Annotated in this window: 26 protein-coding genes, 1 pseudogene and 1 riboswitch; of the genes and pseudogenes, 8 read left to right on the forward strand and 19 right to left on the reverse strand. The window is 37.6% G+C overall.

The features are described from left to right. Positions 1–427: 427 nt before the first annotated feature. Complete coding sequence (locus FPQ10_RS10135) at positions 428–1453, reverse strand: DUF2332 domain-containing protein (RefSeq protein WP_144163402.1); 1026 nt, start codon at positions 1451–1453, stop codon at positions 428–430. 61 nt (positions 1454–1514) lie between these two features. Further along, complete coding sequence (locus FPQ10_RS10140; RefSeq protein WP_144163403.1) at positions 1515–2057, reverse strand: hypothetical protein; 543 nt, start codon at positions 2055–2057, stop codon at positions 1515–1517. On the opposite strand from FPQ10_RS10140, the gene FPQ10_RS10145 reads away from it, so the two are divergent. Further along, entirely contained in the window at positions 2048–2353 is a 306-nt protein-coding gene (locus tag FPQ10_RS10145) for a hypothetical protein (RefSeq protein WP_144163404.1), read from the forward strand. The genes FPQ10_RS10140 and FPQ10_RS10145 overlap by 10 nt on opposite strands. A 184-nt stretch (positions 2354–2537) precedes the next feature. On the opposite strand, the gene metK is transcribed toward FPQ10_RS10145, so the two are convergent. Beyond that, the gene (gene metK, locus FPQ10_RS10150; RefSeq protein WP_144163405.1) at positions 2538–3740 is read right to left on the reverse strand and encodes a methionine adenosyltransferase; all 1203 of its coding nucleotides are present in this window, start codon (positions 3738–3740) and stop codon (positions 2538–2540) included. Positions 3741–3933: 193 nt separating this feature from the next. Further along, a riboswitch (SAM riboswitch) is annotated at positions 3934–4039 on the reverse strand. A gap of 102 nt (positions 4040–4141) precedes the next feature. Continuing rightward, entirely contained in the window at positions 4142–4705 is a 564-nt protein-coding gene (locus FPQ10_RS13455; protein WP_144163406.1) for an NUDIX hydrolase, read from the reverse strand. A gap of 285 nt (positions 4706–4990) precedes the next feature. On the opposite strand from FPQ10_RS13455, the gene pckA reads away from it, so the two are divergent. Both pckA and FPQ10_RS10165 read left to right on the forward strand, forming a co-directional pair. After that, positions 4991–6580 (forward strand): phosphoenolpyruvate carboxykinase (ATP), encoded by a 1590-nt coding sequence (pckA, locus tag FPQ10_RS10160; protein ID WP_144163407.1) that lies wholly within the window; start codon positions 4991–4993, stop codon positions 6578–6580. A gap of 502 nt (positions 6581–7082) precedes the next feature. Then, entirely contained in the window at positions 7083–8075 is a 993-nt protein-coding gene (locus FPQ10_RS10165; RefSeq protein WP_144163408.1) for a TraB/GumN family protein, read from the forward strand. 590 nt (positions 8076–8665) lie between these two features. On the opposite strand, the gene FPQ10_RS10170 is transcribed toward FPQ10_RS10165, so the two are convergent. The 5 genes from FPQ10_RS10170 to FPQ10_RS10190 form a co-directional block, all read right to left on the reverse strand. Continuing rightward, the gene (locus FPQ10_RS10170; protein ID WP_144163409.1) at positions 8666–8854 is read right to left on the reverse strand and encodes a hypothetical protein; all 189 of its coding nucleotides are present in this window, start codon (positions 8852–8854) and stop codon (positions 8666–8668) included. Beyond that, positions 8841–9344, reverse strand: coding sequence for a type II toxin-antitoxin system SpoIISA family toxin (locus FPQ10_RS10175; RefSeq protein ID WP_255439869.1), 504 nt, complete (start codon positions 9342–9344; stop codon positions 8841–8843). The genes FPQ10_RS10170 and FPQ10_RS10175 overlap by 14 nt, the downstream gene beginning before the upstream one ends. 258 nt (positions 9345–9602) lie before the next feature. Further along, positions 9603–10082: an RNA deprotection pyrophosphohydrolase gene (ytkD, locus tag FPQ10_RS10180; protein ID WP_370512040.1), complete on the reverse strand. Its 480-nt coding sequence runs from the start codon at positions 10080–10082 to the stop codon at positions 9603–9605. An 18-nt stretch (positions 10083–10100) separates the two neighbouring features. Then, positions 10101–10694 carry a hypothetical protein gene (locus FPQ10_RS10185; RefSeq protein WP_144163412.1) on the reverse strand — a complete coding sequence of 198 codons (594 nt, stop codon included), beginning with the start codon at positions 10692–10694 and terminating at the stop codon, positions 10101–10103. Between the two features lie 100 nt (positions 10695–10794). Continuing rightward, entirely contained in the window at positions 10795–11127 is a 333-nt protein-coding gene (locus FPQ10_RS10190; RefSeq protein ID WP_144163413.1) for a hydrolase, read from the reverse strand. 205 nt (positions 11128–11332) lie between these two features. On the opposite strand from FPQ10_RS10190, the gene FPQ10_RS10195 reads away from it, so the two are divergent. Genes FPQ10_RS10195 through FPQ10_RS10205 form a run of 3 tightly spaced genes read left to right on the forward strand, consistent with a single transcriptional unit; the run spans position 11333 to position 13444 of the window. Further along, on the forward strand, positions 11333–11866 hold the full coding sequence (locus tag FPQ10_RS10195) for a GbsR/MarR family transcriptional regulator (RefSeq protein WP_144163414.1): 534 nt from the start codon (positions 11333–11335) through the stop codon (positions 11864–11866). A 13-nt stretch (positions 11867–11879) separates the two neighbouring features. Beyond that, complete coding sequence (locus FPQ10_RS10200) at positions 11880–12557, forward strand: cysteine hydrolase family protein (protein ID WP_144163415.1); 678 nt, start codon at positions 11880–11882, stop codon at positions 12555–12557. A 2-nt stretch (positions 12558–12559) separates the two neighbouring features. Continuing rightward, the gene (locus tag FPQ10_RS10205) at positions 12560–13444 is read left to right on the forward strand and encodes a glycine betaine ABC transporter substrate-binding protein (RefSeq protein WP_144163416.1); all 885 of its coding nucleotides are present in this window, start codon (positions 12560–12562) and stop codon (positions 13442–13444) included. Positions 13445–13524: 80 nt separating this feature from the next. Here the strand turns inward: FPQ10_RS10205 and FPQ10_RS10210 are convergent, their stop codons facing one another. Both FPQ10_RS10210 and FPQ10_RS10215 read right to left on the reverse strand, forming a co-directional pair. Then, positions 13525–14856 (reverse strand): D-arabinono-1,4-lactone oxidase, encoded by a 1332-nt coding sequence (locus tag FPQ10_RS10210; RefSeq protein WP_144163452.1) that lies wholly within the window; start codon positions 14854–14856, stop codon positions 13525–13527. Beyond that, entirely contained in the window at positions 14856–16028 is a 1173-nt protein-coding gene (locus FPQ10_RS10215) for an amino acid deaminase/aldolase (RefSeq protein ID WP_370512041.1), read from the reverse strand. The genes FPQ10_RS10210 and FPQ10_RS10215 overlap by 1 nt, the downstream gene beginning before the upstream one ends. A 287-nt stretch (positions 16029–16315) precedes the next feature. Here FPQ10_RS10215 and FPQ10_RS10220 point away from each other — a divergent pair, with 287 nt between their 5' ends. Beyond that, the gene (locus FPQ10_RS10220; protein ID WP_144163418.1) at positions 16316–17491 is read left to right on the forward strand and encodes an MFS transporter; all 1176 of its coding nucleotides are present in this window, start codon (positions 16316–16318) and stop codon (positions 17489–17491) included. 728 nt (positions 17492–18219) lie between these two features. Here FPQ10_RS10220 and FPQ10_RS10225 read toward each other — a convergent pair. The 8 genes and pseudogenes from FPQ10_RS10225 to FPQ10_RS10255 all read right to left on the reverse strand — a co-directional run bounded on the left by FPQ10_RS10225 (position 18220) and on the right by FPQ10_RS10255 (position 23329). Next, positions 18220–18750: a hypothetical protein gene (locus FPQ10_RS10225; RefSeq protein WP_144163419.1), complete on the reverse strand. Its 531-nt coding sequence runs from the start codon at positions 18748–18750 to the stop codon at positions 18220–18222. Positions 18751–19045: 295 nt separating this feature from the next. Then, entirely contained in the window at positions 19046–19630 is a 585-nt protein-coding gene (gene yidC / locus FPQ10_RS10230; RefSeq protein WP_255439871.1) for a membrane protein insertase YidC, read from the reverse strand. A gap of 155 nt (positions 19631–19785) precedes the next feature. Beyond that, positions 19786–20154 carry a hypothetical protein gene (locus FPQ10_RS10235; protein ID WP_144163421.1) on the reverse strand — a complete coding sequence of 123 codons (369 nt, stop codon included), beginning with the start codon at positions 20152–20154 and terminating at the stop codon, positions 19786–19788. Between the two features lie 872 nt (positions 20155–21026). Then, positions 21027–21161 (reverse strand): hypothetical protein, encoded by a 135-nt coding sequence (locus FPQ10_RS13380; RefSeq protein WP_255439872.1) that lies wholly within the window; start codon positions 21159–21161, stop codon positions 21027–21029. 42 nt (positions 21162–21203) lie between these two features. Beyond that, positions 21204–21263: pseudogene (locus FPQ10_RS13530) on the reverse strand (AraC family transcriptional regulator); the annotation flags it as partial. A 130-nt stretch (positions 21264–21393) separates the two neighbouring features. Beyond that, positions 21394–22506, reverse strand: a complete 1113-nt coding sequence (locus tag FPQ10_RS10245; protein WP_144163422.1) for an RNA-guided endonuclease TnpB family protein — start codon at positions 22504–22506, stop codon at positions 21394–21396. Between the two features lie 11 nt (positions 22507–22517). Next, positions 22518–22916: an IS200/IS605 family transposase gene (tnpA, locus tag FPQ10_RS10250; protein ID WP_144163423.1), complete on the reverse strand. Its 399-nt coding sequence runs from the start codon at positions 22914–22916 to the stop codon at positions 22518–22520. 152 nt (positions 22917–23068) lie between these two features. Next, positions 23069–23329, reverse strand: a complete 261-nt coding sequence (locus tag FPQ10_RS10255; RefSeq protein WP_255439873.1) for a helix-turn-helix transcriptional regulator — start codon at positions 23327–23329, stop codon at positions 23069–23071. 138 nt (positions 23330–23467) lie between these two features. Between FPQ10_RS10255 and FPQ10_RS10260 the strand changes: the two genes are divergently transcribed. Then, a complete protein-coding gene (locus FPQ10_RS10260; RefSeq protein ID WP_144163424.1) occupies positions 23468–23653 on the forward strand; it encodes a hypothetical protein in 186 nt (61 codons plus the stop codon). The last annotated feature ends 97 nt before the right edge of the window (positions 23654–23750 follow it).

Consider the following 23750-nt stretch of genomic DNA (forward strand, 5'->3'; position numbering starts at 1 on the left):
ACTTTGGGGAGGTACTTCCTTTTTTGTGTTTTGAAACCCTTGCCCTGTAAGGGCTAAGATTTATGAAATTTATTCAAGAAAAAAGACATAAAAAAAGAATTTGTTTTTCTTATCAAAACAAATTCGTTTAGTTATTGTAGTTATACAATTGTTGACGCTCGTAGAGTTATTGTGACCGATTCCCGTTCTAATCGTATCAACAATTTTGAGATTGATGTTTCTTTAACTTCTTCTGCAAATATTCTTCTGATTTTCCTTTTGGAATACTTAAAGTTTCCCAATTCTCATCTTTAACACTCTTCAATCTTTCTAGAACTTTCAAGTACTCATTCCAAGACCCATAAATGAACCTCCTTATTTCATGCAATAGTCTGGCTTGAATCCAGTGAAATCTTATTTTTTAAAACCTGTCCCCAATCTCCCTTGCCTATGTTAAATGCCAATCAAACCATCTACCATGCCCGTCTGTATCACCAATAATCTTTGTCTCGGGTTTTCCATCTATAATGGAATCGACACGAAGTTTTCTGTCGTAAATATTATTATAAATATGAAAAACGTCTCTGTTTCTTCCTATTTCATTAACCTGATCCAACAGTTCACTTTTAGCCGCTTCAGGCATTTGATTGGCTACGTGAGTATGAAAGATGCAAACCGCTGTATGAGTAGGAACATCTTTTATTATCTCAGGGAGTATTGCTACACCATTTCCTTCTATTAGATTAGGTGGATTTACCCTTAATTGTTCTACTGCATTTTCAAAGTTTTTTAGTCGTTCTTTATGTTCAGGCCAAATAAGTGCTTTTAACCATAAACATTCGTCTTCATCGGTAAGATTGGTAACGTTTAAGTCTATGCCCAGTCGATCACTGACCGGTGGAATTGATGTTAATAATTCATAAGGTATTTCACCATTACGTACCATGGATGTTAAATGAACAGTGGAATTTTGATTGCCAAAGACTTGCTCGTCCCCATAAGAATAGGAATAATGATCCCATAGCAACTGCAATCCTGCACTTGTCCCGATTTCTATGAGTGAAAGTGGTCTCTTGATCTGGTTGTATATATAACAAAACACAGGATACAGATAGGCACATCGCCGTACCTCATTTGTTTGGACTAGCTTCTTTCCTAAGATGGCCTTTATTTTATCTTTATTTTTCATGCAAAAATCTTTTAAAAAAGGAAAGGGATTATCCTCTCTACTCACCTGATCGACGATGCTAGGATAGAATTCCTTCAATTCATGTTCCTCACCTTGTAGCAACAAATAATGAACAGCGCCAAAAAGTAAGTTAGGGATCGGTTGCCCTTCTCTTGCATACATGCTTAAATCCAACAATTCATTATCTGTTGCAATTTGGTTCGATAAATTTTCATAGAGATCACTCGATCCGTGACATTCTAATGTAGCAAAGTTCTTAAATCGTTCAGCGATCCTTTGGGACATAACTTCCCCTCCATATCGTTAGCTCCATTTTTTCCCAAAACACCATTCAACTTAGCTTCCATCATTCATCTTTATTGTTTTTAGTGAAGCCAATTTTATAAAAAATCTTTCCGCTTCTCAGTAAATAAAACCCGAATACAAATTGAATCACTACCATTACGAGATTCTGAACAATGAATTGTGTTTGCTCGTTCGTACCTACACTGTTAACAGAAGATGTGAAAATGATATTGGATATAATCTGAAACGCTTTTGGAAGGGAATAGATGATTAAAACTAATCCGACCATCTTCATAAAAAGATAAAATAATGAGCCAATCTTATCTTCGTCTTTCGCAGACAAATTGTTAAAGGCTAATTCCACAACGGCTTTTCCATCTTTAAGTAGGTAAAACCCAATGATCAAAAGAATTACAGGGTACACGACTTGAAAAATTAGCGAAAAACGATAAGAACTTAAATTCTGATTCGTCATCATATCCGGTTGATTATAAATAGACATAAATTGAAAAACCACCGGAGTAATATGGACTAAGCCCCAAATAATCGTAAGAACCCCGACGATTTTCAATCCAGACTCAAAAAGAGCTTTTGGTGGAACCATTTAAAGACCCCCCTTTTCACTTGGCTTTGTTAAAGTCCGTTGTTAATGATTCAATATCGGTTTCTCCACGATTTATCAGCGGCTTCGCACAGTTTATCGGCGACTCCGCTCGATTTATCGACGGCTTCGCTCGATTTATCGACGGCTTCGCTCGATTTATCGGCGGCTCCGCACAGTTTATCGACGGCTCCGCACAGTTTATCGACGGCTCCGCACAGTTTATCGACGGCTCCGCACAGTTTATCGACGGCTTCGCTCGGTTTATCAGCGAAAAGCTTTCACCCACAGGCAATTAAAAATCAACACTAATCTTTAACAGAGCCTTTGGGCGCCATAACTTTATTTATAATCATCGTACCACAAATCTAAATATTTTGAATTATATTTTACATTACTTAAATTCAAAATGTAATCGAGTGATTTAATAAAAAAACAGCTGCTATACACTATGTATAACAACTGTTTTCAAGAATCTATGATTTAGTTATTTTCAAAGAAACGCTTTAACTCATCTACTTTATCTGTACGTTCCCATGTGAAATCTTCATCTGTTCGTCCAAAGTGTCCGAAAGCTGCTGTTTTCTTATAAATCGGCCGCTTCAGATCAAGCATTTTCGTTATACCTGCAGGGCGCAAATCAAATACTTCTGGAATAACTTCAGCCATCCGTTCTTCAGAGACAGCGCCTGTTCCAAATGTATCAACATTAATGGAAACGGGCTGTGCTACGCCAATTGCATAAGCCAATTGCACTTCACACGTTTCAGCAAGTCCCGCAGCGACGATGTTTTTCGCGACATAGCGCGCAGCATAAGCGGCTGAACGGTCAACTTTCGTCGGATCCTTACCACTGAATGCTCCTCCGCCATGACGAGCATAACCACCGTATGTATCTACGATGATTTTTCTTCCTGTCAACCCGGCATCCCCCTGAGGTCCGCCGATGACAAAGCGTCCTGTTGGATTAATGAAGATTTTTGTCTCATCATCCATTAACTCTTCTGGTACGATCGGTCGAATGACGAATTCCATAATATCATTCTTGATCTGTTCCAATGTAATTTCCGGATGATGTTGTGTAGACAAGACAATCGTATCAATTCGTCCTGGTGTACCATCTTCCTTATACTCAACCGTTACTTGCGTTTTCCCGTCTGGTCGTAAATACGGAATCACTTCCGTTCGACGAACATCGGATAAACGCTTCGACAGCTTATGAGAAAGTGAGATCGGCAGAGGCATTAATTCCTCCGTTTCATTCGTTGCAAAACCGAACATCAAGCCTTGGTCACCTGCACCAATTGCCTCAATGTCTTCATCCGTCATTTGTCCTTCTCTTTTTTCATAAGCAACATCGACTCCAGCAGCAATATCTTCGGATTGCTCATCAATGGAGGTCAATACAGCACATGTCGCATAATCGAAACCATATTTCGCCCGTGTATATCCAATTTCTTTTACTGTATCACGAACGATTGTTGAGATATCAACATATGAAGTCGTTGAAATCTCTCCGGATACTAAAACAAGACCTGTTGAAACCATTGTTTCACATGCTACTCGTGCATCTGGATCTTCTTTTAAAATTTCATCCAAGATGGCATCTGAGATCTGGTCACTGATTTTATCTGGATGGCCTTCTGTAACCGATTCAGATGTGAATAATCTTCGTTTCCTTTCCATATCTATTTCCTCCCAAGAATTATTACGGCACTCTCTCCTGGTCAGACGACAGCATCACTCTTCATACGGCTTGTAATCGAGTGATGTCAGAGACGTAGTTTTAATATCAATTGAAAACGAACGTCTTCAATCCAACAAAAAAACCTTCCCCATTTATCCATGACAAAAGGGAAAGGTGATTATCCGCCTTCCGCTCTTATCGTCCAAGGGACACCTTGCATCAGGTTAGCACCTGTCACAGCTTGTGATGGTTGCCGAGCTTCATCGGGCCTGTTCCCTCCGCTTTCTCTGGATAAGAGTTATTCCGTTTCTGCATTATCATATCGCTAAATAAGGGAACTTGTCAATTTATATTGTCAATGATTAACTAATTCGACTTTACTGAAAACGTGAACGTCCATCTACTGGTGCAGCGCTTGAATCTGCTTAATCGCACGAGCCATTAATTGGTCCGGAATTTCTGAAACATGTACCCACCTGACATCGTGATCTTCATCATTTTGACCGATTTCTGTCTCATCTGTCACGAAAAGATAACGGAAATCATAATGAAAATGGCCTGGTTCGCCTTTTTGTTTATTCGTAGGGATGTAATGAATATTGACATCAAAAGGATACAGCTGTTCTTTATGTACTGAATGAAGACGCACATCGATGCCTGTTTCTTCCTTCACTTCACGAATGGCTGCTTCCTCTGGTGTTTCTCCTGGATCCACATGGCCACCTGGTTGTAACCATCTTTCCAATGATTTATGAAATAACATCAATATATGATCCGGCTTATTCGGATGAAGAACAAATCCGCTACCGGTAATATGTCCCGGTGACACGCTTCGGTCAAATAATTCTTCGCGGTCTTTAATGAAGGAAATAAACGGGATGAGGTTCTCTGCCTCTTCAGGAAATTGAAGCATATACGTTTGGAACTGTCTCAAAGTTTCTTCTTTATTTGTTTTCGTTTCCATTTAAATAACCTACCTTTCAAAAAAATCAGCTTGTAAACTTCTTAATAAAAGCATAACATGTTTACATTAAATACGATATTTCATGATTAAGCGACAGATTTAGAGTATGAAAGATAAAACAATCCATCAAATTTTAATAAAAGGTTGGTAAAGTACCTCTGAATGTTGTTATAATTTAGTCACAATTATTTTCACCATTAGTATGGATTAATATATCTAATGTGTTATACTAATAACCAGATTGAAACAGCACACTTTAACTTAAACGTAAAGGATGATGAATGAATGAGCACAAATACACTTGATTCGCTCGTCTCTCGCTTAACCGATTTAGACGTGAATCATCAAAATCTTTCAGTTGCTGAACTTGTTGAAAAAGTATTGAGCCGTGAGGAAGGCGTCCTGTCTTCTACCGGAGCCATTCGCGCAACAACTGGAACATATACAGGAAGATCACCGAAAGATAAATTTATCGTAAAAGATGAAGAATCCCAAGATCATGTTGAATGGGGAAGTGTCAACCAACCAATCAGCGAAGAAAAGTTCGAAAATCTATTTCATAAAGTTATCGATTACTTGGAAACTCAGAATGAATTATTTACTTTCAAAGGCTTCGCCGGTGCGGATGAAAAATACCGCCTGCCGATCCAAGTCATTACACAATTTGCTTGGCATAACCTATTTGCCAATCGTCTATTTATCCGTCCTTCAAAAGAAGAGCTAGAAAATCATCAGGCTGGATTTACAGTCGTTTCTGCTCCACATTTCAAAGCTGACCCTGAAGTAGACGGTACAAATTCTGAAACATTTATTATTGTTTCATTTAAGCACCGAATCGTTTTAATTGGCGGAACAGAATATGCTGGAGAAATTAAAAAATCCATTTTCTCTGTCATGAACTATATGCTACCGACTAAAAATGAAGTGCTTCCAATGCACTGTTCAGCGAACGTCGGCGCAGAAGGTGATGTTGCTTTATTTTTCGGACTTTCCGGAACAGGGAAAACAACTTTATCCGCCGACCCGAGCAGAAGCTTAATCGGTGATGACGAACACGCATGGAGCCAAAACGGTGTATTCAATATCGAAGGCGGATGCTATGCAAAAACCGTGAATCTATCTGCTGAAAAAGAACCACAAATCTTTAATGCCATTCGTTTTGGTTCTGTTTTGGAAAACGTTATTTTGGACGAAAACCGTGAAGCAGACTATGATGACACGAGCTTAACAGAAAACACGCGTGCCGCTTACTCAATTGATAATATTGATAATATCGTCCGTCCAAGTCGTGCCGGACATCCGAATACAATTATCTTTTTGACTGCTGATGCTTCAGGCGTATTGCCTCCAATCAGTAAGCTATCAAAAGAACAAGCAATGTACCATTTCTTAAGTGGTTATACGAGTAAACTAGCTGGAACTGAGCGTGGTGTCACAGAGCCACAAGCGACATTCTCTGCTTGCTTCGGTTCACCATTCTTGCCATTACCAGCTGCAGAATACGCAAAAATGCTCGGTGAAAAAATTGATGAGCACAACTCAGAAGTATTCCTAGTGAACACAGGCTGGACAGGTGGCCCATATGGCGAAGGCTCACGTATGAAACTTGGTTATACACGTGCCATGGTTCAAGCAGCTTTGGAAGGCGATCTGAAAAATGTTGAAACCGTACAAGACGATTTCTTTGGTCTTCACATTCCGACCGAGTGCCCTGGTGTACCAACAGAAGTTCTTCACCCAAAGAAAACATGGGCTGACAAAGATCGTTACGACCAGCAAGCACAAGACTTAGCGAAGAAATTCCATGAAAACTTCAAACAGTTCGATCATGTAACAAAAGATATCGCTGAAGCAGGACCAACGTTTAGAGGATAATTGAATAAAAAGTGGTAAGGACCGGGTGATCCCGGTCCTTTTTTTGTTGGTCATTGTAAGCTGCGGATAATATATGCGCCCATTCTGAAATAATATGGTTCCATCTCACACGGTTATGCGCCCGGGAGCAAAGGATATGCGACCCGCATACGAATTTATGGACCCAAAGTTGCGACTTATGTGCCCAATCTCGAAATATATGAGCCCAACCGTAATTAGCGCGTGCTATTCACCCACCAAGATTAACTCAACCAAATATATGTGCCCATCTTGAAAAAATATGCGTCCATTCCATACGGATATGCGCCCACGAACATAGGATATGCGACCCGCATACAAATTTATGGACCCAAAGTTGAAATTTATGTGCCCGGTCTCAAAATATATGGGCCTAACATGTCGGATGTAGCTTTACTAATCCTGTGTTGTGAAATATACGCAAGGAAAATAATTGTATATAGATTAATTTTTGGTACACTTTTTAATAGGGGGAGGAAAGTACATGAGAAAGATGGTTTATTTATTAGTAGGGGTATTGATTTTACTTGTTGGTTGCCAGGAAGAAGCACAAGATCACGATGAGGACGTAAATGAACAAGAAGAAAAAAAGACAAAAAGTATTGATGAAACGGAGATAAATGAAGAGGATATAATAAGTGTAGAAGATTTTGATTTACCTGATCGGACAAAAGGCTTTTTTTGGACAGGAACAGATGGCAAAAATCAATTTCACTTTTTAGGAACTATGCATATAGGCACAGAGGATATGTATCCATTTGAAGAAGATATCGAATCAGCACTTGAAAACTCAGACTTTCTTCTAGTTGAAAAGCATTTCTCTGAGGATGAACAAGATCTAACCCAAGAATATTTCTATTACCCAAATGGAGAAACATTAGAAGATCATATGCCAGAAGAATTAGTTGATTCAATTAGGGATTATTCAACAAAGATTAAAGCGAGATTTGGACAATTGAATAGCATGAAGCCATACGCGCTCTCTAAAAGAATTATAAACTATGAAATAGGAAAAAAAGGTCTTACTAGCGACTATAGCGTGGAAGAATATTTGACAAAAACAAAACCAAAAAACACGGAAATTATCGGCCTTGAAGGTCGGGAACGTTACGAATTGATTCATAATCAGCCAGATGATTACTATGCTTACATGCTCGAACAGACTATTGATAATATGGATAAGCAAATCAATGAAGGGATAAAGAGCTTTGCTGGTTACCGACTTGGTGATGAATCAATGTTAACCGATATTAAACGTACTGTAGATTCCAACTCTGAAAATCAGAAATACGAACAGATGTATATCGATAATATGATGGTCAAAAGAGATCAAATGATGGCCGATCGAATCGCCGAGATCTCAAATGAATATTCCGGCAAAAATTTCTTTGTTGCAGTAGGAACCGCTCACTTTTTTAATGAAGGAAATGTGCTCGAGTTATTGAAGGACAAAGGATTTGAGATAGAGAGAAACTAAATAACTTTTTCACCTGTAGAACTAGCCGCTTGTATTTTAGATGAAACAGGTTGTGAATGGAAATTAAGTACATGATTAATGTATTCCAACCTGAAGGGTTTTAGATCTTTAAGCGAACTTTTTGTATCTAATTTTGACAAAAGTGAAAAATACTTTGTGACAATACACTTTGATAGTAAATCAGTAGCCTTAATTTATATTTCATGAAATGTTTCAATAGTATTCTGTTTTATACTATAAACCTGTTATAAGCAAGTTTATTTTGCAAATAATTCTTACTTTCGGTATTCGGATATTCTTCGATGGAACAGATTTACTATTTCTTCAACTGGATGTCCCTCTTCAATAATGCTTTCTAAGATTTCTTCAGCAATTAAGTAGGGGTCTTGCATTTGAATATTCTTATTAAAAGAATTAATAATGGCTCGGTTGGTCTCCCTAAGATTTCTTTCTTTATTTGACATTGGCACTATAGCCAATGGTAGGTTGAGACGTTTTCTTTTCGGTTCCCGATTCACAATATCACCTCGGTTATCACTGTTTAATATAAGTTATGTGATATGTAGAAAAAATATAAAAGAAAGTGTCCATTATCGGACACTTTCTTTTTGTTTGGCTCTGCGATTAGCCATTGTTCTTCTGTTTTCTTCCCGTAAACGCTTTTGTCTGTTGTTCAAGCCAACACGAGCGAGTGGTATACCTGCACGTTTTTTGGTTTGCTTACTTTGTTGTTCAGTGCTTTTTACAACCGTATTTACAGACTCTTTACTCCGTGCCATCTAAAACACCGCCTTCGTTATTTTCTGGTTCTTCCACGACCAAAACATAGGCTACTAAGAGTATGTTTATAATATTTCCATCAATTCTTTCTACCTCTGAATTACTAATGATCGATTTTACTTCCGCGACGTATTTTTCATTTAACACAGTGATGGGAATACACATTTTTGTGTCATTTACCGAAAAATACGTCTCATAATTCCTTAGTGAACGTTTCACTCTTGCTTTTGATTGGTTAATGCGTTTTAAGTAGTTTTCTTGGTCCTTTTCTGCTTCATACGAAAAAATTTGTACATTCAATCCTTCTTCATTTCCGTATTCATCTAAAAAGCGTTCCAATTCACTAAAGTATTGTTCTCTACTTATAGTATACCGCGTAAATTCGAAAGTGTTCAAGAGATTCTTCATGCTTTCAATTTTACGACTAGTAGAATCCAAATATTTTTCTGCCTGTTCAATTTGTTCGAAGCTCCTCAGTTCATTAACCAAAGAAGTACGGAGAATATCTCAGAAATCGAGCCACAATAATTAACCGAACAAAATATATGCGCCCATTCTGAAAAAGTATGCGTCCATCTCACACGGATATGCGCCCAGGAACAAAAGAAATGCGACCCGCATACGAATTTATGGACCCAAAGTTGCGACTTATGTGCCCAACCCCAAAATATATGAGCCCTACCGCAATTAGCATGAGCTATTCACCACCAAAAAAACACAAGCGCCACTAAGCGCTTGTGTTCCTTCTTACATTAAATCTCTTTTTTCAATTTCTTTTAAAGATAATGGCAAAATCTCATCTCGCATCATAAAGCTAAACTGCTTGTTCTTTTTCACATTATCCGGTAGTCGATCCAATAGTACAGGTCCATCCGTTTCAAAATAGTGGACTTGTTCCGTCATTTCATCGACATGAGCGAAGTACACATTTTTAATAATGTAGTCGCTTTTTCCATCGACGTAATATTGACCGATGAACTCTAAGTGGTTGACCACCCCACCGGTTTCTTCAAATACTTCGCGGATCGCAGCTTCGGGTGCATTCTCCCCTGGCTCAACTTTTCCGCCGGGAAACTCCATTCCTCGGTCACCGTGTTTCGTCAGAAGCCATTGGTCACCGTACCGGGTAATCACCCAGACATGCTGCGGATTTTCCGAGAAAGCTTGTTCACGAATGGCGAATTTAACTTCATTGTTGTAATAATCTCTAAAAGTATTCAATTGCATACGTTCCTTTACAGCAAATTAACCTTGATAGTTAACGCTCATTATACGTGGTTTCTGATCTTCATTCAAATCAATCCCGACTTCAATCGTATAGTTTCCATGAAGTTCATTCCCAGTTTCTTGTGTGACAACATAAGTTCCTGCTTCTGTTTGTTGCACATTATAATCTTCTCCCGCTTCAAACCACGGCGGTGTAGAAGTTGGGATGACTTTCAACTCGCCGTCCCTGATTTCGTAATATACATCTACGAATTCATCAACGACTTCTTCTGAAGCAAAGCCATAGAAGCTTTCTTTAAATTCGTCCATTGTTTCATATGCTTTCACGTTGTAGTACTGATCTGTATCTTGAACCAAATGATCCATGAATTGATCCGTCACACTGACGATTTGTTCATGAGTCAATGGTTGTTCTGTATGTTCTTCTTTCTCTTCTTGCGTTTCCCCCATCACAACCATCTCATTTTTTTGTTGAAGTTGTGATTGGTGGTTTTGTTGTTCATCATAGCTTACTTCCAAATTTCCTTCAGCATTCGCAGCGAAAGAGATTGGCAAAGCAAGAATGACAATCAACGAAAGTAAGATGTTTTTGAAATTCATTCGATGTCTCATTGTCTAAACCACCTTCCGTATTGTCTACTACATTTATACCTTTTTTTAGAAAATGCTAAACCTCAAAATGAAAAGAATACGGAAGATTTTAGGAATGATTTTAAAAATCATCTGAGTCCATCAGTGATTCGAAAAACGGGAATTGGCTAATATGCTCTTTCGCCTCCTCATCGCCTAGTTGATAGATCATTTTATATGCCCGAAGCAGTTCATGATCAACAGCATCGTTATCCTCGTCGTTGTGATACTCCTTGAACGGCACATGCGCTCGCCAGTACGTTCCATAGTCCGCATGATCTTTGTCTTCAAAACATTTGCGCAACGCTTTGACCTCTTCTGGATTTGCATAGACTGTAAACTGCGCATTATTACCTACCTTCAACTCTGAAATTTCTCCCGTTTCTACATTGACATAAAATCTCCGCTTGTCCATTTGCATCATCCTCCTACCTCTAGTGTGAGCAGGATGATAAAAATGTATTTATAGAATTTTTTGCTTATAGAATGTATATATGCATGGACATTCTTGAATATGACTACTTTTTTAAAAATTTTATTTGACTTTTTATTTATTTTGTATAATATATATTATATAAATTAAATTAATTGTACGAATTAATAAAAGGTGGTGTATTTTATTGGCAAATGACCAGGAGAAGTTACAGGAATCCCAGGATCTAATGGTGAGCGCCATTGCCCAGTCTATGGTTGTCTATGGCGTCACACCATCAGTCGGTCGTATCTACGGAGTGTTATATTTTTCCGACGAACCACTTACTTTGGACCAGATCACAGAGCAAGTGGCGATGAGTAAAGCGAGCGTCAGTAATGGGATCCGTGAATTAATTGATACTGAAATGGTCACGAAAGTTTGGAAAAAAGGCGAACGAAAAGATCACTTCATTGCTGAAAAAGACTTTATGAAAAACTTTTTGAACTACTTTGTAAAGATGATTCGCTTAGAACGAAGTATCATTACAAAAGCCGTTGAACAAGCTGAACCGGCCATAAAAGAAGTTGCGACAGAATCCAAAGAGGAATCCATTAAACAGGATGCCAACAGAGACCTTGAATTAATTGCCGATACAAAGGATTACTTGGACTGGATGATGCGTTTAGCGAACCACTTTGAGTCCAGAGAAATATTTGAACGAATACCAAAAAAGAAATAAAGGAGATTTTTATATGCAAAACAACAAGACAGCACTTGTGCTCATTGACTTACAAAAAGAATCTGATTTTGGACTAATTAATATGGATAGCGTCGTTACACATACACAAAAAATCGTTGAGGTAGCACGCGAGAAACAAATGCCGATTATTTATACACGTCACATCAATCGTCAGGATGGTATTGGACTTTCATTAGGCGAGCCATTAAATGAAGATGGAACTCCTTATTTTTATGATTCAGGAACTGAAAATATCGAAATCTGGGACGAAATTGCTCCTCAAAAAGAAGATATCGTCATAGATAAATATCGTTGGAGTGCTTTTTTTGAAACTGAATTGGATTTATTGCTGAAAAGCATGGGCGTAACCGACCTAATCGTCGGAGGTGTCGTCACTGATGGTTGTGTTATGACATCTGTCTATGACGCCTATTTCAGAGATTATAATGTTCATCTTATTGAAGAGATGTGTACAGCTTCCAATGAAGGGTCCCATCAAGCCGCTATATTAAATATGGCAAATTGGGTCTATAACCTAAAAATCTACAACACAGATAATATGTTAAAAAAGATACAAGGTGAAAAGCACCACTATTGGGCATCGGATAAAGTCGATTCCAAGCAATTTACCGCAGAAACATTGAAAGAACAGATAGAGAATATTCAACAGATAGCGAAGGGAGAATTTTAATTATGAAAAGAGTCATCATAATGATGGCCATGGCAGCTGTATTGATTCTTGCTGCTTGTGGTTCTGACAATGGGGAATCTGAGGAAGGTACAAACACAGAAGAAGAAAAAGGTGAAATTGTATTCGGTCAAACTTCTTGGACAAGTACTGAAGCACCGACACAAATTGCGAAACAAATTCTTGAAGAAGCTGGATACGATGTTAAAGTAACACTTCTTGATCAACCGGTTATTTGGGAAGGCATGGTTTCTGAAGAAGTAGATTTCTTTATGGACGCATGGCTTCCATACACAGAAGAAGCTCTGTGGAATGATTATAAAGATGAGCTACAAAAAGTTGCGACAAGCTACGAAAACGTGCCACTCGGCTGGGTCGTTCCTGAATATGTAGAAGAAGAATCAATTGCAGACCTTGAAGGTAAAGGAGAAAAATTTGACGGAGAAGTCGTCACGATCGGTGAAGGTGCCGGTATCGTTGAACTATCCAAAAAAGTTTTTGCCGATCCTGAATACAACTTAGACGGTTTTGAATTGACACCATCCAGTGAAGCTGCCATGCTACAAGTCATGGAGAATAAACTAGCCGAAGAAGAGCCATTCATCATTACCGGCTGGAGACCGCATTCTATGTTCTCCCGTAATGACTTGAAGTTTTTAGAAGATACACAGGAACACTTTAAATACGACAATGTCTATGTCCTTTCTTACAAAGGTATCGAAGAAAAATATCCAGAGGCTTACGACATCCTTTCTCAATGGAGCATCGAAGTTGACGACCTAGAAGATATGATGGCTGAGTATGAAAAAAATGACGTACCATTTGAAGAATCCGCAGCCAATTGGATTGAAGAAAATAGAGACACTGTTGATGAGTGGTTAGGTAAATAAACATGCATGAACCCTGGAACTGATTTAGTTTCCAGGGTTCATTATTATTTCTATCGTATGTTAAATCAATTTCTTTCAATTCATCCCACCGGTTCTTTTTCAACTCGAGCTTTCCCGAGTTTTTCTTCCAGGTATTCATTCATAAACATTCCATTAGGATCAAGCTTTTCACGAATGGTGAGAAAGTCCGAAAGCTTTGGATAAAGATTTTGTAAATCCTTTTGATTCAAATTGTGCATTTTCGCCCAATGTGGTCTTCCTTCGTATTTTCGCATAATGGCTTCCATATCACGGAAATAGGATTCATATGGCATTCCTTTAAACATATGAAAAGCAATATATGCGGATTCTCTTTCGTAAGACGGACTAAGCCAAATATCATCGGCATTCACGACTCTACATTCAATCGGAAAATGAACTTCATGATTTTTCTCTTCGATACAGGCACGGACTTCATCTAGCGCAGGTTTTAAATAGTGAAGCGGGATGCAGTATTCAATTTCAGTAAATTTCACAAGCCGTGGTGTCGCAAATAATTGATGGCTATTTGCTGTAATGTTCGTTTCACTGATACCTTTTGCTAAAAACTTACTGATCATTCGGCTTCGTTTTGGAAACCATTTGCACCCTGTCGATAGCACGTATAATAAATAATTCTCCATCACAAGGTCTTTGCAATGATGAAAAAATAATCGTTGAGGTTTGTTTTCTGATACGTTCATCCGTTTCACTTGTACCAGATCAGAATAAGGAAAGATATAAAATTCAAAATGACGATTGTTCGCAATATAGTCATCAAGCTTCTCTATAAAAAGCGGGTAATTAATTTTCTCACATCGATATTCATAGACAGGGCATTCGACGACTTTCAGTTTTACTTTCACAATAATCCCAAATGTGCCTAAAGATACGAGAGATGCCTTAAAATAGTCTGCATTCTCTTCTTCTGAAACCGTTAAAAGCTCACCCGATGCTGTCACAAACGTTAACGCTTCAACTTGTGTCGGGATATTCCCGAATGACAGGCCTGTTCCATGAGTTCCTGTTGAAATCGCTCCTGCAATCGATTGAACATTAATGTCTCCTAAGTTTTCTTGAGCATAGCCTAATCGATCCAGTTCTTTACCTAATTGATATAAACGAGTTCCACCAAATACCGTTACTGTGTCATTTGCTTCATCCACCTGCTCAATCCCCGTCAATTGATCGAGCGACACGAGCCATTGCTCTGTTCCGACCAAGTTCGTAAATGAATGGCCAGCACCAATCACACGAATTTTCTTTCCTTGGTTGGCCGCTTCTTTCACAATGGTAACGACTTCATCTACCGAGGACGGATAAAACGTCGACTCCGGCTGGCCCTCATGCGTTTCTGCCCAGTTTTTCCACTTCTTCCCCTGCGCTCTTTTAATTAAAGAAAACATTGGCCATCCCCCCGGTACGTAGAATAACGATCAACAATCCGTTTATCCTCTACACAAATTATCTCTTGAAAGCGCTCACAAATTTCACCAGCTTTTGCAGCCCTAAAAATAATCGGATCGCCAATATTTAGGGAAACATCTTCATAATGAATTGGCGTCTGTACTTCGCCCGCACCCTCAAATGGCAGCAACTTTCCCCCTGGTGGATAAATCGGTTGCGGCATTTTATCTTTACCATGTGGACCTGATGCAATAAAGCCACCACTCGTACATGTATATATATTTGGTGCCGGTTTTCTGACGACTGGTAATGCATAAAATAGCGCTGGTTTATATTGAAAATCTCGGTAATAATCAAATAATAACGGCGCATAAAAGCCGGATCCTGCGGCAATTTCTGTGACACGATCATCCATTGCTGTTGAATCCATACTTCCCGTGCCGCCACCATTGACAATCGATAGCTCAATTCCTTCTTCAGCTAGCGCTTGAACAACCTGCTTTCTCCGCGTATGAATTTCATTGATTGAACGTTCTTTTAAAAACGAAACGACTTGGTTTTTTATGCGATTGGCAGGCATCCGATCCGTCACACCCGCAATCTGCGCTTCATATCCCATTACACCATGAAGCTTCAAACCTGAATATGTTTTGATCTTTCGTGCTAAACGGACCGCTTCACGCACGGAGTTGATCGGCGAACGTCTCACACCAAAATGAAGACTACCAAATGTCGTACTCATATCGATATCCATACATAAGTAAAAAAATCCTTCAGCTTTTTCACTAATGCGGTGTAAATATTCTACCTGTTCTTCAGCATCCACCATACACGTAATTTGATGACCACGAGCATTCAATTTTGCAATCTTCGTCAGTGCCTGTTCATTCCAACACGGATAGCCGATCATGATGTCATCAAATCCCGCTTCAGTAAGATAAACAGCTTCATCAGGGCTATAGCATAATAACCCTTGAAACACAGAACTCGAATTTAAAATCCGCTGTAAAACCGGGATAGACCGAATAGATTTTGTAGCGATTCGAACCGTTTTCTCCTGAGCTTTACTAGCGATCATTTCACAGTTTTCATCAAATGCATTTACATTCAAGAAAAGAGCTGGAAGCGACAAACCCTCTGGCAATACGTTTGAATCCAATACCATCACCTCTTCTTTCATCATAAAACAAAGTGACTGTTTATTGAAGTATCATTTTAAATATTCTGCAAATAAAAATCGAGTTAACCATACCTTTTACTCAACAATCGTGTCTGCTCAGATAAAAGCTTATATTCAATTGACAGCAACTTTAAAGCATGATAATTTATCTTTAATTAAATAATACTGAACAGGAATCATCATTAAAACTATGTTAGAGGGCAAATGATCTGCTACTTAGCGGGGCCTCCCATTGTGGGTGGCCCTGTTTTTTTGGGAGGAACTTTATGGATAAAAGAGTATATATTTTAACGACCATTACCTTTATTGTAGGATTGGTCGAATTGATTATTGGAGGGATTCTTCCTTTAATTGCAAATGATTTAGACATCACTTTAGGACGCGCTGGCCTCTTGATCACTGTATTTTCATTAAGCTTTGCCATTTCGGGTCCTATACTTCTTTCATTAACTGCTAAAATAAAACGCAAAAAATTAATTATTATCGTTTTAGTACTTTTTTTACTTTCTAACGTTCTTGCCGTTGTAAGTACAAGTTTTACACCACTTCTAATATCAAGAATTCTATCAGCAATGTTCGCAGCACTTCTTATTTCATTGTGCTTGTCGATTGCTTCTCAAATCACGTCTACGACTCACCGCTCCAGAGCGATCGGTATCGTATTGACGGGAGTGAGCGCTTCATTAGTCTTTGGCGTTCCTTTTGGTTTATTTCTAGGGAATGAATGGGGCTGGAGAGCACCATTTTTAATGATTGTCTTCATCCTGATGATTTTAATTGTACTGATGTGGTTGTTCATGAGCGAAATTGAAGGAAAAGAGGCTTTGCCGCTAAAGGCTCAAATTAATGCCCTTTCAAATCCAAAAATAATAATGACACAATCCATCTCCATTCTATTTTATGTGGGACACTTATCGCTTTACGCGTATTTAACCCCTTTCTTACAAACAACAATGAATCTTACTGGAGACTCTTTAACTATTATGTATTTAATACTTGGTGTCGCTGCAATTTTTGGTAGTTGGTCTGGTGGTTATGCATCTGACCGTTTTGGAACTAAAAAAACAATCATCGTTGTCTTATCGCTTTTTGCAACGATGCTATTCATGATTTTTGTTCTTCTTTCTAAACCTGTGATGTTAGTTATTGCATTAATGTTATGGAGTTTCTTAAGCTGGGCACTTACACCGGCAATACAAAGCCAATTAGTTTCTATTGCACCAGAGACATCTGACATCCAACAAAGTATCAATAATTCGAATATACACATAGGTATGGCAATCGGTTCATTTATTGGTGGAATAAATATTGATCTATATAAAGTTGAATTTAATTCAATCATTGGAGGGGTTATTGCTGTATTTGCTTTAATCCTTGCCATTGTCGCTTTGAACTATCAAAGATATGAGGCGAATCAAAGTGACGGCTTATTGAAGTATTAATTTAAATTATTAAGCAAACAAAAAAGGCTGGGTTAACTCTAACCCATTCAGTTATGGGGGAGAAAAGTGCTATTCACAATATGAATAACACATCTAGTTGCACTCTCTTTAACAATGTTTCAACAGTACAATTAGCAAGCAAAAAAGGCTGAGTAAACTCAGCCTTTTTAGCGTTTTATATTATCTCTTTCTTCAACAATCACGCCTGTTTGTTTAAAATTTATGAATCGCCGAAAATGTAACTCCATCCTGCTAATCTATGCTACAATAAAAACAATAGACTGGCTTCGCATGAGGGGGTTGGTAGCACTGTCGATCTGCCGTTAGTCTTCGTTGGGAGACTTCCCAGGGAGGGAGGTGCTTGCCAATGGACATTGTTAGTGCGCTAACGCTCATGATTTCCTTCGGGATGTTAGTAGCGTTTATCGTTTCTGATAATAACCATAAAAAATAATCCCTCATGCGCTTTTGCAGGTACGTGAGGGATTATTTTCCTTAGCTGCCGACCCCTCTTGTTGGGGTTCAGTCTATTACGACCGTTCCATGTTACAGCATGGGCGGTCTTTATTATTGTATGCACTTATCATCTTCCTATGTTAATTATACCACGAAATTAAAGTTTGTACATATTTTTACCTTTGTTATTTCAACGTTCATTTATCCATTTACTTAACAAGAAAGCTTCTTATTAAATGAAAGCGCCCGCTACTTAAATAGTGTAATCTTTTCTATCTCTTTATCAATACGTACTGCTTATCTTCTAAAAAGAATGTTTCGCAAAGATGGTTTATGTCTTTTAACTTTAAATGTTTTCCAAATTGAAATGTGCTAAGGTTAATAGCTACATTTTTACTGTCATCTTTTTCTTTACCTTCATGTCCATCCCAACAAGAATATATTTCCATAAAATTCCCTTCTAATAAGTTTTCGTCAATATAATTAAAAAGTGTCTTGATAGATTTATGGTGACTTGCTGTATTGTTAGTGTGTAAGTATCCTTCTACTTCATATACAAAAGAAGTAGTAAATTTTTCTCTTACTGGTTCGTACCCAGAAACTAAATTAAGAACATCAATTCCACTTGCATCTTCTTCTGTTTCATACACCTTAACGAGCTTAGACCCGTTATTCTTCTTCAAACGTTTTTCTAAACTTAGTCCTTTTAACTTCAATTCCGATAGAGGTTTATATGTTGGGTTCCTACCAAATGTACCAGTAGGAAGTTCTATATTAGCCCCTATGAAGTGATTTAAAGTCATCTATAAACCCCCTTTTCATAACCTTATTTTACCATAAAATAGGCAATCCCTTGTTAAACAAAATGGCTCCGTTTGTTGAACATGTTATAGAAGTCATACTTTATCTCCCGATAAATTGTACACCGTTATTTAATTTTTTCATGACCATGCAGGCTTTCGACCATATCCAAAAGGCGTACCCGAACAACCATTTGTGGACCTATATGAATGCAGTGTTACTTGTATAAGCCCCCATACCTTAAAAAATCAGGGTGCTAAATCCATTACGATTTGCACCCCTAATTAATAAGCTAATTTATGTTCCGTGGATGGTTTTCTTTATAATTACCGTCTGAATGATTACAAATAAACCACTCACTGCCCAATATAATGGTAGGGCTGCTGGTACGTTTAACGAAATGATTCCGATCATAATCGGAGAGATTACAGCCATCATCGCCATTTGTTTTCGTTGGGGTTGCTCCAAGCCAATCAAACTGACTTTTGCTTGCAGATAGTAAATAAGAACAGCCACTAAAACGAATAAAATATCTGTTTCTCCGAGACTAAACCATAGAAATGATTGTTCGGCAATTTCAGGTGTGCGCCTAATCGCATAATAAAAACCAATTAGAATCGGCATTTGAAGGATCATAGGCAGACAACCTGTTACCATTTTCACCGGATTAAAATCATGTTTTTGATAAAGAGCACTTAGTTCTTTTTGCATACTCAGCCGATCTTCTGGGCTGTTCTTTCCTTTGTACTTCTCTTGTATCGCAGTCATTTCCGGTTTGATCAATGCCATTTTCCCTTGGGATTCCTTACTATTCTTCGATTGTTTAATGAAGAATGGCAATAGCGCGAAACGAATGCCTATCGTAATAACAATAATAGCCACCGCGTAATTTCCTTGTAAAAAAAGAGCAACTTTTTTAATCAAAAGTGACAGCGGATATACAAAGTAATGTGAAAAGAACCCTGTAGATGCACTGTCAACAGGTGTGAAGTTATTGCTACACCCGCTCAGTATAAGCAAAAATGACAATAGAAAAATTAAAAAAGAATACTTTCTGAAGAAAGTGAGTAAGCTGTTTTGTTCCATTCTTGTCCTCCTCTTATTTTAAAAATCTGTTTAAAATAAGAGGAATTGTCATCGGCTTTATCGTCTTTTTCATCTATTCTTTTAAACGTCATGATCAGCCATACGATAAATGATTCATTGGTTATAATCGGTTTCTCAAATGGATTTATATTAACCTTTGTGCTTTGGTGCTGATTCGTAAACAAATAATCACTGTTGGATAGATGTTGGTTATAAAGATGGCTGACATAAATTGCACCAACAACAATCAAGAGGATTCCTAAATACAGATAAAAGACAGTCGCATCAATAAACAACGTGTTTAACAAGTCTAGAAACATACTTACTCACCTCCTTTAAATTCTGACAAATAAAAATATTATTAACTATAATTGTACCAAAGATGCAAGACAATGCATACCACTGAAAATAATCTGTTCGACTGTTGGTTTCCAAGATGACAGGTTAAATAAATAGGGTAAGTGTGTTATTTTCTTTTTATGAAGATAATTGAAAAAATGCCTATACATAAAGCGAGTAAAGAAAGGAAAAAAGCTAACCAAAGCATTTTATTACCTCTATTCTTGTATTAATTGTATGATGAGTATATAATGAGAATAGAATATGGGTAGGGAATGAAGAAACCCTTTCGGGAATCTTCAAACCCTGTGAGTTACTGGGATTTCCGCTTTGCAGAGCGGGAGTCCTTTTTCCTGTTACGATAGTTCATTTTTGCAACAGCAAAATTGATCATAGCTATTACAAAATTAATGACTGACGTAACAATGATCAGCACTTCAACCATACCTATTCACCCCTTTCCAGAAGAAAGAATCTTCTTCCCTTAAACAATAAAATTGTTTGGAAAAGGGATAACTCTATTATACCATATCAAAGACAAAACTAGGAACAAAGGTTCGTATTTCAAAATACCTTTTCTCTTAGAATAAACTTTCAACATTTTATGTACTTAATCCAATTTAAAGCTCTTTTTCATAACTGTTTCAGATTTATATTTTTTTGCTAATTCTTCTAATCATTCAACAACCTCAGACTCAAGATGGAATCCACTGAAAACTTTTTTGGTTCTTGTTTTTTCTCTCATAATCTCTTATATAATCGCACCAGAATTAAAATATTGCTTTAATTAAATTGATCACTAGCCTAGGAATATACAAAAGTGCATCTGCACTCCACCCTAAGAGCATACTGATTATATTATTTTTAGTTTCATCATCATTGTTTTTACGCGATGATTCACAATGTTATTGTCTAATCCGGTTTCATAATCAAATGGCGATTCCCCGGTCAATTTCCACCCATTCGGTGCGTTATTACTCTTACTCACTATGAACTCTCCTTTGCTAACTAATTTTCTAAGCAATTTCCGATATTCACTAGGCGTTATGTCATACACTTTCTTGAAAGCTCTTGTAAAGGATTCTTGCGACGTGAACTACTCCCACCACTTACCACCCTTACGGGTTGCTTGAAGTGGGGGCTTCTTGGGTAATCGTCACTTTTATTAGCTGACGAAATTGACCAAGCTAACCCTCTTGTTCCAAAAGTTTATTTCGTTATTAGGTACTCGCTAATAAGCGAAGGCCTTCGTTTTTGATATTGATTGCTGAATTGTAATCTCTGTCGAGATTTAGACCACATGAACAAGTGTAAGTTCTAATGTTCATAGGCATTGGTTGGGCATTTCCACAATTAGAACAAGTTTTTGTAGAGGGGAACCATTTATCTATTTTGATAAGTTGTTTCCCTTGTTCTTTTAGTTTGTATTGTAAGAAAGATGCGAACATTCCCCATCCATTATCAGTGACACTTTTGCCGAATTTGAGTGTTTGTGACATCCCTTTCATGTCTAAGTCTTCAATCACTATAGCATCAAAATTAGTAACTAATTCTTTTGATTTATGGTGAAGAAAGTTTTTGCGTTGATTGGCGACTTTCTCTTGAATTTTCGCTACTCGAATACGCTGTTTGTTCCAATTCGAAGAACCTTTCTTTTTTCGAGAAAGTTTGCGTTGTTCTTTTGCTAATTTATCAAGCATTTGTCGATAGAACTTAGGGTAATTGGCTTTCTCACCCTCACTATCGACAAACAATCCATTCATTGCAAAATCCAAACCGACTACATTTTTTATTTTTTTAGCCTTAACCTCTGTCTCATATTCTGTAAGGATAGAAACATAATATTTTCCCGATGCTGTCATAGATAAGGTACAGGATTTAATTTTATATTCTGAAGGGATTTCTCGATGTTGTTTCATTTTGACCTTTTTTAGTTTAGGTAACTTGATATGACCATCCAACAACTGGATATTACCGTTTACGACATTTGTTGTGTAGCTTTGTTTGTGGCGCTTGTTTTTGAATCTCGGAAATTTAGCATTCCCTTTGAAGAAGGCTTTATATGCCTTATCTAAATTCAGTTGAGCGTTGGCTAATGCTAACGAGTCTACTTCCTTTAGCCATTCATACTCTTTTTTATACTTGGCAGGAGTAGGATGTTTAACGTTTTTCATGGCACCTTTATCATCTTTTAGGTTTTCATAGGTTTTTATGCGTTCTGCCAACATTTTGTTGTAGACAAAGCGAACACAACCAAAGGTTTTACGGATCATCAAAGATTGTTCATCTGTTGGATATATTCTGAATTTGTATGCTTTATTCAGTTTAGTCATATCAATTCACCTCACTTTATTCCTTGATTTTCAATGTATTTTTTAACCACCTCAATAGGTGAACCACCAGTGGTCAGCAGACAAAAACTTCTTGACCAAAACATTTCTTTCCATAACTTCTTTCGCACAAAAGGAAATTCTTTTTTGATAAGTCTTGAACTGGCACTTTTATAGGCATTGATGAACTTTGATAGTTCGGTATTAGGATGAGCTTTGAACAAAATATGAAAGTGGTCAATATCGTGGTTCCATTCGACCAACGTAATGTTGTATTTCTCACCCAACGATACAAACTTTTCTTTCGAATAATCTGAAATGGTGTCATCAATGACTTTCCTTCTATATTTCACTACCAATACCAAATGGTAATACATCAAGAACACTGAATGATTATTACTATCTAAATTCATGTCATACCAGCCCTTATACGTTATAAGACTGATTATACCACATTGATATAAAAGACAGTAACTTTTGGGCTATCGCTCAACCGAAATTCATCTCCCCCTTACCGTTGGGCTACTCCCATCACACGCTTGAAGAGGGAGACTTCTTTCGGAAGTTAGTTAAATTGATAATTCAAAGCGATATCAATCACTCGCTGATCTGTCGTAATTAATTCCCTCGCACTTTGTGTCATCCGCCGCTCTCTCACATATTCGGCAACTGATTTGCCGATAATTTTTCGAAAAACACGTTGAAAATGGAATCTCGAATAACCGGCATGTTCAGCCATACGGTTAAGCTGCAATCGTTCAGCCAGATGTTGTTCAATATAATTTAATGATCGTTGTATAGCTTTTTCATGATCTTGGTAGGACATTGGATCACCTCTTACTCTTACATACCAGTATAACTGAATGATTCTCGAAAACTTGATTTTTTGTGCTAATGTGAAAAAGAACGTTGAGAAGTGATATTATATGAGCATATGATTATACAAAATAAGTAGGTGTTTTTAATGGATCTTTTTCAAATCGATAGCTGCTATTACCTAACGGATGCTAATGAAGAAGAGTTGAAGAATATCGTCCATGAAGTTAATCAATTAGGCGGGTATGTGTTGGAAGTTGAAAAAGAACTTATTCGTTTAGGATACAAGGTGAAGTTTTTTGATGATGTTCAATTAATTCAATTTCCTCGTTAAAGTTATGTAATGAAATCCTGGCTGAACAGACTATAATTAAAATAGAACTCCGAGGTCGTCTGGAGTTCTATTTTTAACTTTTCTATTTAAATGTCCC

The organism is Allobacillus sp. SKP2-8 (assembly GCF_007559355.1).
Classification (GTDB): Bacteria; Bacillota; Bacilli; order Bacillales; family Alkalibacillaceae; genus Allobacillus; species Allobacillus halotolerans.

Excerpts from the sequence above, each read along its gene's own strand:
- FPQ10_RS10185 (WP_144163412.1), bottom strand. The coding sequence starts at position 10,694 with ATGAGACATCGAATGAATTTCAAAAACATCTTACTTTCGTTGATTGTC.
- FPQ10_RS10190 (WP_144163413.1), bottom strand. The coding sequence starts at position 11,127 with ATGGACAAGCGGAGATTTTATGTCAATGTAGAAACGGGAGAAATTTCA.
- FPQ10_RS10135 (WP_144163402.1), bottom strand. The coding sequence starts at position 1,453 with ATGTCCCAAAGGATCGCTGAACGATTTAAGAACTTTGCTACATTAGAA.
- FPQ10_RS10245 (WP_144163422.1), bottom strand. The coding sequence starts at position 22,506 with ATGACTAAACTGAATAAAGCATACAAATTCAGAATATATCCAACAGAT.
- FPQ10_RS10205 (WP_144163416.1), top strand. The coding sequence starts at position 12,560 with ATGAAAAGAGTCATCATAATGATGGCCATGGCAGCTGTATTGATTCTT.
- FPQ10_RS10140 (WP_144163403.1), bottom strand. The coding sequence starts at position 2,057 with ATGGTTCCACCAAAAGCTCTTTTTGAGTCTGGATTGAAAATCGTCGGG.
- tnpA (WP_144163423.1), bottom strand. The coding sequence starts at position 22,916 with ATGAATTTAGATAGTAATAATCATTCAGTGTTCTTGATGTATTACCAT.
- FPQ10_RS10170 (WP_144163409.1), bottom strand. The coding sequence starts at position 8,854 with ATGGCACGGAGTAAAGAGTCTGTAAATACGGTTGTAAAAAGCACTGAA.
- ytkD (WP_370512040.1), bottom strand. The coding sequence starts at position 10,082 with ATGCAATTGAATACTTTTAGAGATTATTACAACAATGAAGTTAAATTC.
- FPQ10_RS10165 (WP_144163408.1), top strand. The coding sequence starts at position 7,083 with ATGAGAAAGATGGTTTATTTATTAGTAGGGGTATTGATTTTACTTGTT.
- FPQ10_RS10225 (WP_144163419.1), bottom strand. The coding sequence starts at position 18,750 with ATGACTTTAAATCACTTCATAGGGGCTAATATAGAACTTCCTACTGGT.
- FPQ10_RS10200 (WP_144163415.1), top strand. The coding sequence starts at position 11,880 with ATGCAAAACAACAAGACAGCACTTGTGCTCATTGACTTACAAAAAGAA.
- pckA (WP_144163407.1), top strand. The coding sequence starts at position 4,991 with ATGAGCACAAATACACTTGATTCGCTCGTCTCTCGCTTAACCGATTTA.
- FPQ10_RS10235 (WP_144163421.1), bottom strand. The coding sequence starts at position 20,154 with ATGTTTCTAGACTTGTTAAACACGTTGTTTATTGATGCGACTGTCTTT.
- FPQ10_RS10220 (WP_144163418.1), top strand. The coding sequence starts at position 16,316 with ATGGATAAAAGAGTATATATTTTAACGACCATTACCTTTATTGTAGGA.
- FPQ10_RS10255 (WP_255439873.1), bottom strand. The coding sequence starts at position 23,329 with ATGTCCTACCAAGATCATGAAAAAGCTATACAACGATCATTAAATTAT.
- metK (WP_144163405.1), bottom strand. The coding sequence starts at position 3,740 with ATGGAAAGGAAACGAAGATTATTCACATCTGAATCGGTTACAGAAGGC.
- FPQ10_RS13455 (WP_144163406.1), bottom strand. The coding sequence starts at position 4,705 with ATGGAAACGAAAACAAATAAAGAAGAAACTTTGAGACAGTTCCAAACG.
- FPQ10_RS10260 (WP_144163424.1), top strand. The coding sequence starts at position 23,468 with ATGGATCTTTTTCAAATCGATAGCTGCTATTACCTAACGGATGCTAAT.